We start from the raw sequence: 13,935 nt of genomic DNA, 5'->3' as shown, positions 1-13,935 counted from the left end.
TGCAGGATGGGGGGCATGGCCGGCTCTGCGCTCGACTCGTTCTCGCCCGCGACCCGTGGTTGGTTCACGGGGGCGTTCCACGCGCCCACCGCGGCGCAGGAGGGTGCCTGGAAGGCGATCGGCGAGGGCTCGGACGTGCTGGTCGTCGCGCCGACCGGTTCGGGCAAGACGCTGGCCGCGTTCCTGGCCGCGCTGGACCGGCTGGCGTCCACGCCGCCGCCGGCGGAGACGAAGAAGCGCTGCCGGGTGCTGTACGTGTCGCCGCTGAAGGCCCTCGCGGTCGACGTGGAGCGCAATCTGCGCTCGCCGCTGACCGGGATCCGGCAGGAGGCGGTGCGGCTGGGGCTGCCGGAGCCGGAGGTCCGGGTCGGGATCCGGTCCGGGGACACGCCTGCGGCGGAGCGGCGGGCGCTGGCGACGCGGCCACCGGACATCCTGATCACCACGCCCGAGTCGCTGTTCCTGATGCTGACGTCGGCGACGCGGGAGGCGCTGTCCGGGATCGAGACGGTGATCCTGGACGAGGTGCACGCGGTCGCCGGGACGAAGCGGGGCGCGCATCTGGCCCTGTCCCTGGAGCGGCTCGACGAGCTGCTGCCGCGCCCGGCCCGCCGGATCGGCCTGTCGGCGACGGTCCGGCCGGTCGACGAGGTGGCCCGCTATCTGTCGCCGCAGCGCCGGGTGGAGATCGTCCAGCCGCCGTCCGGCAAGGAGTTCGACCTCTCGGTGGTCGTCCCGGTGGAGGACCTGGGCGAGATGGGCGGCTCGCCGGCCACCGAGGAGCGGGAGGGCGGCGACAAGCCGTCGATCTGGCCGCACGTCGAGGAGCGGATCGCCGATCTGGTGCAGGCGCACCGCTCGACCATCGTCTTCGCCAACTCGCGCCGGCTCGCCGAGCGCCTGTGCAACCGGCTCAACGAGATCGCGTACGAGCGGGCCGTCGGCGAGGCTCTTCCCGAGGGCAGGCCGCCCGCCGAGATCATGGCGCAGTCCGGGGCGGCGCAGGGCGCTCCGCCGCTGCTGGCCCGGGCGCACCACGGTTCGGTGTCCAAGGAGCAGCGGGCCCTGGTCGAGGAGGACCTGAAGGCGGGCCGGCTGCCCGCGGTGGTCGCCACGTCCAGCCTGGAGCTGGGCATCGACATGGGCGCGGTGGACCTGGTGGTCCAGGTCGAGTCGCCGCCGTCGGTGGCCTCGGGCCTGCAGCGGGTGGGCCGGGCCGGGCACCAGGTGGGCGCGGTGTCGACGGGCGTGGTCTTCCCCAAGTACCGGGGCGATCTGGTGCAGGCGGCCGTGGTGACCGAGCGGATGCGGATCGGCGCGATCGAGTCGCTGCGGATCCCCGCCAATCCGCTGGACGTGCTGGCGCAGCAGCTGGTGGCGATGGTCGCGCTGGACTCCTGGCAGGTCGACGACCTGCTGGCGCTGGTGCGGCGGGCCGCGCCGTTCGCGTCGCTGCCGGAGTCGGCGTTCACGGCGGTGCTCGACATGCTGGCCGGCCGCTATCCGTCGGACGCGTTCGCGGAGCTGCGGCCGCGGGTCGTGTGGGACCGGGTCGCGGGGACGGTCACGGGGCGGCCGGGCGCGCAGCGCCTTGCGGTGACCTCGGGCGGCACGATCCCGGACCGCGGACTGTTCGGGGTGTTCCTGGCCGGGGCCGATCCGAAGAAGGGCGGCGGCCGGGTCGGGGAGCTCGACGAGGAGATGGTGTACGAGTCCCGGGTCGGGGACGTGTTCACCCTGGGCACCACCTCGTGGCGGATCGAGGACATCACGCGCGACCGGGTCCTGGTCTCGCCCGCGCCGGGGGTGCCGGGCCGGCTGCCGTTCTGGAAGGGCGACCAGCTGGGCCGGCCGCTCGAACTGGGCCGTGCGCTGGGCGCGTTCCTGCGCGAGGTCGGCTCCCTGAGCCAGGAGGACGCGCGGCTGCGGCTGCTCGCCGCGGGCCTGGACGCCTGGGCGGCGGACAACGTGATCGCGTACCTGGACGAGCAGCGCCGCGCCTGCGGCCACGTCCCCGACGACCGCACGATCCTGGTGGAGCGGTTCCGGGACGAGCTGGGCGACTGGCGGGTCGTCATCCACTCGCCGTTCGGGGCGCAGGTGCACGCCCCGTGGGCGCTGGCGCTCGGCGCCCGGCTCGCGGAGCGGTACGGCATGGACGCGCAGGTCATGCACGCCGACGACGGCATCGTGCTGCGCCTGCCGGACGCGGATCTGATGGGCCTGGACCTCCTCGACCAGGACCCGGTGCACGTGGACTCCATGTACGACTCCGAGCAGGCCCCGGTGGGCGCCGCGGACACGGTCTTCGACAAGGGCGAGGTCGCGCAGATCGTCACCGACCAGGTCGGCGGCTCCGCCCTGTTCGCCGCGCGCTTCCGCGAGTGCGCGGCGCGCGCCCTGCTGCTGCCCAAGCGGAACCCGGGGAAGCGGACGCCGCTGTGGCAGCAGCGCCAGCGGGCCGCCCAACTGCTGCAGGTGGCGAGCGAGTTCGGTTCGTTCCCGATCGTCCTGGAGGCGGTGCGCGAATGCCTCCAGGACGTCTTCGACGTGCCCGGACTGACCGAGCTGATGGGTGATCTGGAGTCGCGGCGGGTCCGCCTGGTCGAGGTCACCACCCCGGAGCCCTCCCCGTTCGCCCGCTCTCTGCTCTTCGGCTACGTCGCCCAGTTCCTGTACGAGGGCGACTCGCCGCTCGCCGAGCGGCGGGCGGCGGCCCTGTCCCTGGACTCGCGGCTGCTCGCGGAGCTGCTCGGCCAGGCCGAGCTGCGCGAGCTGCTCGACGCGGACGTGCTGGCCGAGCTGGAGCAGGAACTGCAGTGGCGCACGGACGACCGCCGGGTCAAGGACGTGGAGGGCGTCGCGGACCTGCTGCGGGTCCTCGGCCCGCTGACCGACGCCGAACTGGCCGAGCGGGGCGCGGAGTCCGGCTGGGCGGAGGAGCTGTCCCGGGCCCGCCGGGCGATCCGGGTGCGGATCGCGGGCGGGGAGCACTGGGCGGCGATCGAGGACGCGGGCCGGCTGCGGGACGCGCTGGGCACGGCGCTGCCGGTGGGCGTGCCGGAGGCGTTCACGGAGCCGGTGAAGGACCCGCTGGGCGACCTCCTCGCGCGGTACGCCCGGACGCACGGCCCGTTCACCTCCGCCGAGGCCGCGGCCCGCTTCGGTCTGGGCGCGGCGGTCACCGACGGGGCGCTGCAGCGCCTGGCCGGCTCCGGGCGGGTGGTGCAGGGCGAGTTCCATCCGGCCGGGATCGGCCAGGAGTGGTGCGACGCGGCCGTACTGCGTCGGCTGCGCCGCCGCTCGCTCGCGGCGCTGCGGCACGAGCTGGAGCCCGTGCCGCCGGCCGCGCTCGCCACGTTCCTGCCACAGTGGCAGCATCTGGGCGGCGGCGGGCTGCGCGGGATCGACGGGCTGGCCCGCGCGATCGAGCAGTTGCAGGGCGCGCCGGTACCGGCGTCCGCCCTGGAGAAGCTGATCCTGCCGTCCCGGGTGACGAACTACGACCCGGGGATGCTGGACGAACTGACCACCACCGGCGAGGTGGTGTGGGCGGGCGCGGGCGCACTGCCCGGCAAGGACGGCTGGGTCTCCCTGTATCTCGCGGACGCGGCCCCGCTGTTGCTGCCCCCGCCGCATCCGCTGGAGCTCACCGGGCTTCACGAGTCGGTGCTCACCGCGCTGGCCGGCGGCTACGGCCTGTTCTTCCGCCAGATCGCCGACCAGGTGCGGATCACCACGCACCCGGACGCCACCGACCCGCAGCTGGCCGACGCCCTGTGGGACCTGGCCTGGTCGGGCCGGCTCACCAACGACACACTGGCGCCGCTGCGTTCGGTGCTCGGCTCCGGGCGCACGGCCGGCTCGACGGCGCACCGCGCCCGCCGCACGGTGCCGCGCGGCCGGTACGGCAGCCTGACCGCGGCCGCCCGCCCGGCCTCCCGCTCGGGCCCGCCGACGGTCAGCGGCCGCTGGTCCCTGCTGCCGCCCGCCGAGCCCGATCCGACGCACCGCGCCCACGCTCTCGCCCGTACCCTGCTCGACCGGCACGGCGTGGTCACCCGGGGCGCGGTGGCGGCCGAGGGCGTCGAGGGCGGGTTCTCGGCGGTGTACCGCATCCTGTCCGCCTTCGAGGACAGCGGCCAGGCCCGCCGCGGCTATGTGGTGGAGGGCCTGGGCGCGGCCCAGTTCGCGATGGACGGCGCGGTGGACCGGCTGCGGGCCGCCGCGACGGCGCGGGACCGCGGCGCGGAGGCCGGCGACGGACCGCGCGCGATGGTCCTCGCCGCCGCGGACCCGGCGAACGCGTACGGGGCGGCCCTGTCCTGGCCGGAGCCGCCGACCGGCGCGGGTCACAAGCCGGGCCGGAAGGCCGGTTCGATGGTGGTCCTGGTGGACGGGGAGCTCACGCTCTACATGGAGCGCGGCGGCAAGACCCTGCTGTCCTGGCCCGCGGACCCGGACGACCCGGCGCTGACGGCGGCCGCCCAGGCGCTGGCCGCCTCGGCGCGCGGCGGGCAGCTCGGCACGGTCACGGTGGAGCGGATCAACGGCACGGCGGCCCTGACCTCGCCGCTCTCCCGCACGCTGGAGGCGGCGGGCTTCCACGCCACCCCGCGCGGCCTCCGCCTCCGCCCGTAACGGCCGGTGGCGGGTCCCGCGGGCATGATGGTGCCATGCCCGAAGGAGACACCGTCTGGCAGACCGCCCATCGCCTGCACTCCGCGTTGGCCGGGCGCGTCCTGACCCGGTCCGACCTGCGCGTTCCCCGGTTCGCGACGGCCGACCTCACCGGGCGCGCGGTCCTCGACGTGACCCCGCGCGGCAAGCACCTGCTCACCCGGATCGACGGCGGCCTGACCCTCCACTCGCATCTGCGGATGGACGGCGCCTGGCAGGTGTACGCCCCGGAGGAGCACTGGCGGGGCGGCCCGGCCCACCAGATCCGCGCGATCCTCGGCAACGCCGAGGCGGTCGCGGTCGGCTACCGGCTGCCCGTGCTCGCGCTGCTCCGCACCGCCGACGAGCCGGAGGTCGTCGGCCATCTCGGCCCCGATCTGCTCGGCCCGGACTGGGACGCGCAGGAGGCCGTGCGCAGGCTCACCGCCGACCCGGCGCGCCCGCTCGGCGAGGCCCTGCTCGACCAGCGGAACCTCGCCGGGATCGGCAACGTGTACAAGTCGGAGCTGGCGTTCCTGGCCGCCGTCACCCCGTGGCTCCCGGTCGGCGCACTCGGCCCGGACGTCCCGGAGCGGCTGGTCGCCACCGCCCGCCGGCTCCTGGAGGCGAACAAGGACCGCTTCGACCGGCGCACCACGACGACCCGTTCCCCGCGCGACGTCCCGCTGTACGTGTACGGCCGCGAGGGCCGCCCCTGCCTGCGCTGCGGCAGGGCCGTCCGCAAGGACGCGCTGGGCGACCGCGTCACGTACTGGTGCCCCGGCTGCCAGCAGGGCCCGCCACCGACGGGGCCCGCCACCCACTGATTGACGCACCGTCAGATCCGGTCGTACGGTCCGCACATGCCTCTCACCGCGTACGACCTCACCGGCCGCACCGCGTTCGTCACCGGCGCCGCGAGCGGCATCGGCCGCGCCACCGCCGTCCTGCTCGCCGAGGCCGGGGCGGCGGTGCACTGCGCGGACCTCGACGAGGTCGGCCTGCAGAAGACCGCCGCGCTGGTCTCCGAAGGCGGCGGCACGGCCGTCGTGCACCACCTCGACGTGACCGACGCCGCCGCCGTGGACGCGGCGGTGCGCGCCGCGGGAACGCTGCACGTCATGGCCGCGATCGCGGGCGTCATGCACACCAGCACGGTCCTCGAGACCCGCGAGGAGGACCTCGACCGGGTGCTCGCGGTGAACTTCAAGGGCGTCTTCCACGCCGCCCGCTCCGCCGCCGCCTCGATGATCGACGGGGGCGTCCGCGGCTCCGTCGTCACCATGGCCTCGGGGGCCATGGACACCGCGAGCCCGGGCCTGCTCTGCTACAGCGTCGCCAAGGCGGCCGTGGTCCAGCTGACGAAGACCCTGGCGGCCGAGGTCGGCCGGCACGGCGTCCGCGTCAACGCGATCGCGCCGGGCTGGATCCGCACCCCCATGACCGACCGTCACGAACCGGCGGCGCAGGAACAGGCCGAGGCGGCCATGGTCCGGGTCTCCCCCCTGGGCCGGGTCGGCGAACCGGAGGACATCGCCCACGCGGTCCTCCACCTCGCCTCCGACGCGTCGTCGTTCACGACGGGTCAGATCCTCCGCCCCAACGGCGGCGTCGCGATGCCGTGGTGACCCGCCCCCGCACGGCCCGTCCCCCCGGCCGCGCACGCTCCGCAGGCATTCCCGCCACATGCACCGGCAGCAGACTCAGCCCCCAGCCGCCGGCCGCGACAGCCCCCTCCACGAGCCCCGTCTGACCGGGCGCCAGCAGCAGCCGCAGGACCGCCCAGAACCACAGGCAGGCCAGCGTCACCGCAAGCACCGTCAGCGGGACCCGTCGCCGTACCATGGCCGCCTCCTCCGGACGACGCTAAACCGCCCCGCCCACCTCGGGGCAGGGCGCACCGGAAGCACCCACGGGCGCACTACCGGCACACTGCGGGCTCCTCATGGCCAGTCTCGCCCGGCTCCGCGCAGCTCGCACCTCCGTCACCGGCACGCACAGAAAAGCCCCGGCCGCAGCCCTTGTCGGGCGGCGACCGGGGCGAATCCCCTGTCACGGATCAGGCGGCGACGACGTCCACCGCCTCGGCGGGCGCCTTGATGGTCACCCGCTCGGTCGGCACACCTGTCACCGACGTCACCGACACGGAGTTGAGCATGGGGCGGACCGGTGCGGGCACCGGCTCGCTCGACGCCGCAGACTCGGCCAGTTCGGCCAGCGACAATTCGTCGCTCACTTCCCGCATGAGCTCGGACATCCGTACGTCAAGCGCGTCGCAGATCGCGGAGAGCAGTTCGGAGGAAGCCTCCTTCTGCCCCCGCTCCACCTCGGAGAGATAGCCGAGCGATACTCGGGCGGACGAGGAGACTTCGCGCAGAGTACGGCCCTGGCGCTGGCGCTGCCGACGCAGCACGTCACCCAGCAGGCGACGGAGCAGAATCATCGGTGGCTCCCTCCTCGGACCGCGTAGCCGCATCCTTCACGCCCCACCGTACCGCCTTGCGCCGCGGCCGTGCGGGGAGCGATGTCGTGTTCACTCAGGGCTGCAAACATCAATTCCCCCCGTTGTGTTCCGTATCCTGTGCCCGCGCATTTCCTGAGAGTTCGCCGTCGAGCAGTTCCAGCACGCTCCGTACACTCTCTCTACGGATTTCCGCACGATCGCCGTTCAACCGCAACGAGGCCACTTTCCCCGCCCCGGACGGGCCGGCGACGGCCACGTGCACGGTGCCGACGGGCTGTCCGTCCTGCGGATCGGGGCCCGCGACACCCGTGGTCGCGATGCCCCAGTCGGCGCCGAGGCGGACCCGCACACCGGCCGCCATCTGCAGCGCGACCTCGGGATCGACCGCGCCGCGCTCCGCCAGAAGGGTGCCGTCGACGCCCAGCAATTGCTCCTTCAGGGCCGTGGCGTACGCCGTGACGGACCCGCGGAACGTCTTGGACGCCCCAGGTACTCCGGTGAGCTCCGCGGCCACCAGACCGCCCGTGAGGGACTCGGCGACGGCCAGCGTGCCGCCACGCTCCGCGAGCAGCGCCAGGACCCTCGCGGCCTCGCTCACGCCCGCTGCCCCGCCTTCGCGGCGGCGTCGGCGCGCTCCGCGGCCAGTCCCCTGCGGCGCAGCACCACCGCCTGGCGCACGTAATCCAGACCGGTGACGACCGTCAGCACGACGGCCACCGTCATCACCCAGAAGCGGAACGTGGCCAGTGGCCCGGTCAGCACCAGGACGTACATCCCGACCGCCGTGCCCTGCGCGAGGGTCTTCATCTTGCCGCCGCGGCTGGCCGGAATCACGCCGTGCCGGATCACCCAGAACCGCATCAGCGTGATCCCGAGCTCCCGGAAGAGGATCACTCCGGTCACCCACCAGGGCAGGTCGCCCAGGGACGACAGACAGATCAGCCCGGCCGCCATGATCGCCTTGTCGGCGATCGGGTCGGCGATCTTCCCGAAGTCCGTGACCAGGTTGTACGCCCGGGCCAGGTGCCCGTCGAAGACGTCCGTGATCATCGCGACGGCGAAGGCCGCCCACGCCCAGGCGCGCCAGACCGGGTCGTGCCCGCCGTCCTGGAGCAGCAGCACCACGAAGGCCGGCACGAGGACCAGCCGCACCATGGTGAGGATGTTGGCGATGTTCCACAGGCTGGCCTGATTGACGGCCGCAGTGCCCAGCTTGCCGCGGGGCACCGTCCTACCGGTCCCGCCCGCCGCGGATGCCGGCACTCCGGTCATCTGCCCGCCTCCTCGTCCAGACACTCTGCGATCAGGTCGACGCCCTCGGTTCCGACGACCTTGGCCCTGACCATACGGCCGGGAACCAGGTCCTCGTCAGTGAGCGCGCCTGTGGTGAGAACCACCTGCCCGTCGGTCTCGGGCGCCTGGTGGGCGGCCCGGCCGAGCCGGCCGTCCTCCTCGTCGAAGGACTCCACCAGTACCTCCAGGGTCTCTCCCAGACGCTCCTCCGCGCGCTGCGCGGTGAGCTCCTCGGCGAGCCGGGACAGGTGGGCGAGCCGCTCGTCGACGACCTCCTGGTCGAGCTTGTGCTCGTAGGAGGCGGCCTCGGTGCCGTCCTCGTCGGAGTAGCCGAAGACGCCGATGGCGTCGAGCCGGGCGTGCGTGACGAAGCGTTCCAGCTCGGCGAAGTCCGCCTCGGTCTCGCCGGGGAAGCCGACGATGAAGTTGGACCGGGCACCGGCCGTCGGCGCCTTGGAGCGGATGGTCTCCAGGAGCTCCAGGAAGCGGTCGGTGTCGCCGAAGCGGCGCATCGCCCGCAGCACGTCGGGCGCGCTGTGCTGGAAGGACAGGTCGAAGTACGGGGCGACCTTCTCGGTCGAGGTGAGCACGTCGATCAGGCCCGGGCGCATCTCGGCGGGCTGCAGGTAGCTGACCCGGATCCGCTCGATCCCGTCGACGGCTGCCAGCTCGGGCAGCAGCGTCTCGAGGAGGCGGATGTCACCGAGGTCCTTGCCGTACGAGGTGTTGTTCTCGGAGACCAGCATGATCTCCTTCACGCCCTGCTCGGCGAGCCAGCGCGTCTCGCCCAGCACGTCCGAGGGACGGCGCGAGACGAAGGAGCCGCGGAAGGACGGGATGGCGCAGAACGAGCAGCGGCGGTCGCAGCCGGAGGCCAGCTTCACGGAGGCGACGGGGCTGGTGTCGAGCCGGCGGCGCAGCGGGGCGCGGGGGCCGGAGGCCGGGGCCACGCCCTCGGGCAGGTCCGCCGGGGCGGCCTCGGGGGCGGCGGCGCCGTGGCCGGGAAGGGCCACGTCGGCGGCGGCCTGCTGGCGCTCCACGGGGGACAGCGGCAGCAGCTTGCGGCGGTCGCGCGGGGCGTGGGCCTCGACGCTGCCGCCGCTGAGGATGGTCTGGAGCCGGCCGCTGATGTCGGCGTAGTCGTCGAAGCCGAGCACACCGTCGGCCTCGGGCAGCGCGTCGGCGAGCTCCTTGCCGTAGCGCTCGGCCATGCAGCCGACGGCGACGACGGCCTGGGTCTTGCCGTGATCCTTCAGATCGTTGGCTTCGAGCAGGGCGTCGACGGAGTCCTTCTTGGCGGCTTCGACGAAGCCACAGGTGTTGACGACGGCGACGTCCGCGTCCTCGGCGTTCTCGACGAGCTCCCAGCCGTCCGCTGCCAAGCGGCCTGCGAGCTCCTCCGAGTCCACCTCGTTACGGGCGCAGCCAAGAGTGACAAGGGCGACGGTACGGCGTTCGGGCATGGACTCAAGACTACTTCGTCCCGGCCGCTCCCCCGCCGCGCAGGGTTCACCCGCGCGACGGGTCGGGACGGCCCGCCGGCCACCCCGGGCCGGAATCAGCCGGCCTCGGGGTCGCCCTTGCTGTAGGACAGGCGCTCGACCGCGCCCTCCTCGAACTTCTCGTCGATCTTCTTCCCGTTGACCCAGAGCTCGATCGGCCCGGCGTTGCCGAGGACCAGGTCGATGCGCTCGTCGTCCTGGAAGGTCTTCTTCTCGTCCTGGTCGAGGAAGCCGGCGAAGAGCGTCTTGCCGTCCTTGCCCTTGGCCGAGATCCAGCTCTTGTCGGCGGCGACCAGGATCACGGTGACCTTGTCCGCCGGGATGGCGGCGATGGCGCTCTCGGACGGGACCGGCTTGGGGTCGACGGCGGGCTTGGTCGGGGTGGGCTTGGGGCTGGTGGACTTCTTCTCCGGGGCCGGGCCCTCGGCGACGTTGCCGGGGGACTGGTTGTCGCCGCCGTTGACCAGGGTGAAGCCGACGAAGCCGGTGACGGCGACGATGGCGGCGACCATGGCGGCGGTCCAGTTGGGCCGGCGCGGTTCGGGACGGATCCGCTCCGCCTCGAACAGCGGGGCGGCGGGCGTCGGCGCCGGCCGGCCGCCGTGCCCGGCGTCGTACCGGTCGACCAGCGGGGCGGGATCGAGACCGACGGCGCGGGCGAGCGTGCGGATGTGACCGCGCGCGTACACGTCGCCGCCGCAGCGGGAGAAGTCGTCCTCCTCGATCGCGTGCACGATCGGGATCCGGACGCGCGTCGACGAGCTGACCTCGTCGACGGTGAGCCCCGCGGCGACGCGGGCCTGCTGCAGCACACGACCGATCGATGGCTGGTCGTCGACCGCCGCGTTCGAGTCGTCGACCGCCGGGTTCGGCTCGGCGGCCGGCGTGTTCCGGTCTTCTTCGGGGGAGTTGCCGATGGACACGAGAGCGCCTTTCGAGCGTGTAGCCACCTGCTGGACGTTCAGTCTATGGGTGGTACGAAAGGGTGGGGCAACCGGGCGGCCGCGATCTGTACGCCATCGGAATGGCCGAGCGCGCCCGCCTGAACGGTGGTGGGACGGGGGGAGGTGGGGTGACGGTTCCGTCCACCCCACCAACTGGACGTACGGGCAAGGGAAACGGTTGCTCTGAAAACCCTTACGAGTGAGACTCCCCGCGGATCTCGGCCAGCACTCCGTCCAGCTCGTCCGGTTTGACAAGTACGTCCCGCGCCTTGGAGCCCTCGCTGGGTCCCACGATGTTGCGGGACTCCATCAGGTCCATCAGCCGGCCGGCCTTGGCGAAGCCGACGCGCAGCTTGCGCTGGAGCATCGACGTGGAGCCGAACTGCGTGGAGACGACCAGTTCGGCCGCCTGGCACAGCAGATCGAGGTCGTCGCCGATCTCCTCGTCGATCTCCTTCTTCTGCTTGGAGCCGACGGTGACGTCGTCCCGGAAGACCGGCGCCATCTGGTCCTTGCAGTGCTGGACGACGGCATGGATCTCGTCCTCGGTGACGAACGCGCCCTGCATACGGGTCGGCTTGTTCGCGCCCATCGGCAGGAACAGGCCGTCGCCCTTGCCGATCAGCTTCTCCGCGCCGGGCTGGTCGAGGATGACCCGGCTGTCGGCGAGCGAGGAGGTCGCGAACGCGAGCCGGGAGGGCACGTTGGCCTTGATCAGACCGGTGACGACGTCGACCGACGGCCGCTGGGTGGCGAGCACGAGATGGATGCCGGCGGCCCGGGCGAGCTGGGTGATGCGGACGATCGCGTCCTCGACGTCGCGCGGGGCGACCATCATCAGGTCGGCCAGCTCGTCGACGATGACCAGCAGGTACGGGTACGGCTGGAGGTCACGCTCGCTGCCCTCGGGCAGCTTCACCTTGCCGTTGCGGATGGCCTCGTTGAAGTCGTCGATGTGCCGGAAGCCGAAGGCGGCGAGGTCGTCGTAGCGCAGGTCCATCTCGCGCACCACCCACTGCAGGGCCTCGGCGGCCCGCTTGGGGTTGGTGATGATCGGCGTGATCAGGTGCGGGATGCCCTCGTAGGCGGTGAGCTCGACCCGCTTGGGGTCGATCAGCACCATCCGGACGTCCTCGGGGGTCGCTCTTATCATGACCGACGTGATCAGGCAGTTGATGCAGGAGGACTTGCCGGAGCCGGTGGCGCCGGCGACCAGCACGTGCGGCATCTTCGCCAGGTTGGCCATCACGTAGCCGCCCTCGACGTCCTTGCCGAGCGCCACCAGCATCGGGTGCTCGTCGCCGGCCGCGTCCGCGAGGCGCAGCACGTCGCCGACGTTGACCATCTCCCGGTCGCTGTTCGGGATCTCGATGCCGACCGCGGACTTGCCGGGGATCGGCGAGATGATCCGCACGTCCGGGGAGGCGACCGCATAGGCGATGTTCTTGGTCAGCGCCGTGATCTTCTCGACCTTCACGGCGGGGCCGAGTTCGACCTCGTACCGGGTGACCGTCGGGCCGCGGGTGAAGCCGGTGACGGCCGCGTCGACCTTGAACTCGGTGAAGACGTTGGTGAGCGAGTCCACGACGGCGTCGTTGGCGGCGCTGCGGGTCTTGCCCGGCCCGCCGCGCTCCAGCAGGTCGAGCGACGGCAGGGCGTACGTGATGTCGCCGGAGAGCTGGAGCTGCTCGGCGCGCGGCGGCAGGTCGGTGGGCTCGGGGGCGGCCTTGGTGAGGTCGGGTACGGCGCCGGGGCGCTCGGATCCGCGGGCCGGCGGCACGCCGGGCTCGGCGCGGGCCTCGTCGTCGGCCGCCGCCCTGGCCTCCGCTGCCATCGCCGCGGCGCGTTCCCGGTCGGCGGTGACGTCGCGGGTGAGGCCGGCGACCAGCGGGGACGGGGGCATGCCGTTGAGCACGGCGCCGTCGAGCGCGGCGGCCGCGGCGGCGGCGACGTCCACCGCGTCCATGGGCCGGTCGAAGTCGGGCTGCACGGAGCCGCGGCGCGGGCGCCTGCGGCTGCTGAGCGCCTCCTCCTCGGCCCGGTCGGCGTCGGCCGCGCCGTCGGTCTCCGCGCCGCGGCGGCGGGCGGGACGGGCACGCCGAGCCTCGGACGCGCGCCAGGCGTCGTCGTCGTACGCCTTCGCGTCCTCGGGGTCCGGCTCGCGTTCGACCAGGCCGAGCCGCTCGCCCAGGGCGCGCAGCCGCTGCGGGATGGCGTTGACGGGGGTGGCGGTGACGACGAGCAGCCCGAAGACGGTGAGCAGGACGAGCAGGGGGACGGCGAGGACCTCGCCCGTCATGAAGATCAGTGGCTTGGACGCGGCCCAGCCGATCAGGCCGCCGGCGTCCTGTATCGCGTCGCTGCCCTCGCCGCGGCCGGGCGAGCCGCAGGCGATGTGGACCTGGCCGAGCACGCCGATGACCAGCGCGGACAGTCCGATGACGATGCGCCCGTTGGCCTCGGGCTTCTCCGGGTAGAGGATCAGCCGGATCCCGATGGCGCCGACGAGGAGCGGTACGAGCAGGTCGAGCCGCCCGAAGGCGCCGGTGACCAGCATCTCGACCAGGTCGCCGACGGGCCCGCGCAGATTGGACCAGGTGCCGGCGGCGACGATCAGCGCGAGGCCGAGCAGCAGCAGCGCCAGACCGTCCTTGCGGTGCGCCGGGTCGAGGCCCTTCGCGCCGCGCCCTATGCCCCGGAACATCGCGCCGACCGCGTGCGCGAGGCCGAGCCAGACGCCGCGGGCCAGCCGGTACACGCCCCCGGTCGGGGACGGGGCGGGCTTGGGTGCGGCCTTCTTCGCCGCGGGTTTGCGGGCGGGGGCCTTCTTGGCCGCGGTCTTCTTCGCGGCGGGCTTGGCGGGGGGCTTGGCGGGTGCCGCCTTCTTCGCGGCGCCCGTCGTACGGCCGGCACGCGGCTTCGCGGTGCCCGCCGTGCCCTGGGAACCTTTGCCGGACGTACGTGAGGCCATGATGCTGAGGTTACCGGTGGAGACGGCGGTGAACACTCCTGCCCACCGCTTCACCCGTCCGTGTCGCCCTTCAGCGGGCCGGAAACTGACGCCCGTTCATCA

The 13,935-nt window shown here is 73.3% G+C and carries 10 protein-coding genes; 3 read left to right on the top strand and 7 right to left on the bottom strand.

Translation table 11 applies throughout. The features are described 5' to 3' along the window. The first annotated feature begins 15 nt into the window (after positions 1-15). Genes ABZO31_RS24895 through ABZO31_RS24885 form a run of 3 tightly spaced genes read left to right on the top strand, consistent with a single transcriptional unit; the run spans position 16 to position 6,287 of the window. Positions 16-4,641 carry an ATP-dependent helicase gene (locus ABZO31_RS24895; protein WP_406863494.1) on the top strand — a complete coding sequence of 1,542 codons (4,626 nt, stop codon included), beginning with the start codon at positions 16-18 and terminating at the stop codon, positions 4,639-4,641. Positions 4,642-4,676: 35 nt separating this feature from the next. Then, a complete protein-coding gene (locus ABZO31_RS24890; RefSeq protein ID WP_406863493.1) occupies positions 4,677-5,486 on the top strand; it encodes an Fpg/Nei family DNA glycosylase in 810 nt (269 codons plus the stop codon). Between the two features lie 36 nt (positions 5,487-5,522). Further along, entirely contained in the window at positions 5,523-6,287 is a 765-nt protein-coding gene (locus tag ABZO31_RS24885) for an SDR family NAD(P)-dependent oxidoreductase (RefSeq protein WP_406863492.1), read from the top strand. Here ABZO31_RS24885 and ABZO31_RS24880 read toward each other — a convergent pair. The 7 genes from ABZO31_RS24880 to ABZO31_RS24850 form a co-directional block, all read right to left on the bottom strand. Further along, a complete protein-coding gene (locus ABZO31_RS24880) occupies positions 6,235-6,504 on the bottom strand; it encodes a hypothetical protein (RefSeq protein ID WP_406863491.1) in 270 nt (89 codons plus the stop codon). The genes ABZO31_RS24885 and ABZO31_RS24880 overlap by 53 nt on opposite strands. Before the next feature lie 214 nt (positions 6,505-6,718). Next, positions 6,719-7,102 (bottom strand): helix-turn-helix domain-containing protein, encoded by a 384-nt coding sequence (locus ABZO31_RS24875; RefSeq protein ID WP_318102754.1) that lies wholly within the window; start codon positions 7,100-7,102, stop codon positions 6,719-6,721. 109 nt (positions 7,103-7,211) lie between these two features. Continuing rightward, complete coding sequence (locus ABZO31_RS24870; protein WP_406863490.1) at positions 7,212-7,721, bottom strand: CinA family protein; 510 nt, start codon at positions 7,719-7,721, stop codon at positions 7,212-7,214. Beyond that, positions 7,718-8,395 carry a CDP-diacylglycerol--glycerol-3-phosphate 3-phosphatidyltransferase gene (pgsA, locus tag ABZO31_RS24865; protein WP_406863489.1) on the bottom strand — a complete coding sequence of 226 codons (678 nt, stop codon included), beginning with the start codon at positions 8,393-8,395 and terminating at the stop codon, positions 7,718-7,720. The genes ABZO31_RS24870 and pgsA overlap by 4 nt, the downstream gene beginning before the upstream one ends. Then, the gene (rimO, locus tag ABZO31_RS24860) at positions 8,392-9,879 is read right to left on the bottom strand and encodes a 30S ribosomal protein S12 methylthiotransferase RimO (protein WP_406863488.1); all 1,488 of its coding nucleotides are present in this window, start codon (positions 9,877-9,879) and stop codon (positions 8,392-8,394) included. Before rimO ends, pgsA begins: the two co-directional genes overlap by 4 nt. 95 nt (positions 9,880-9,974) lie before the next feature. After that, positions 9,975-10,739 carry a helix-turn-helix domain-containing protein gene (locus tag ABZO31_RS24855; RefSeq protein ID WP_406865463.1) on the bottom strand — a complete coding sequence of 255 codons (765 nt, stop codon included), beginning with the start codon at positions 10,737-10,739 and terminating at the stop codon, positions 9,975-9,977. 316 nt (positions 10,740-11,055) lie between these two features. After that, positions 11,056-13,833 carry a DNA translocase FtsK gene (locus ABZO31_RS24850; RefSeq protein WP_406863487.1) on the bottom strand — a complete coding sequence of 926 codons (2,778 nt, stop codon included), beginning with the start codon at positions 13,831-13,833 and terminating at the stop codon, positions 11,056-11,058. Between the last annotated feature and the right edge of the window lie 102 nt (positions 13,834-13,935).

This window comes from Streptomyces solicamelliae (assembly GCF_045348655.1).
Lineage (GTDB): Bacteria > Actinomycetota > Actinomycetes > Streptomycetales > Streptomycetaceae > Streptomyces > Streptomyces solicamelliae.
The sequence above is the reverse complement of the archived record's forward strand: the minus strand, read 5'-3'. Positions and strand labels throughout refer to the sequence as shown.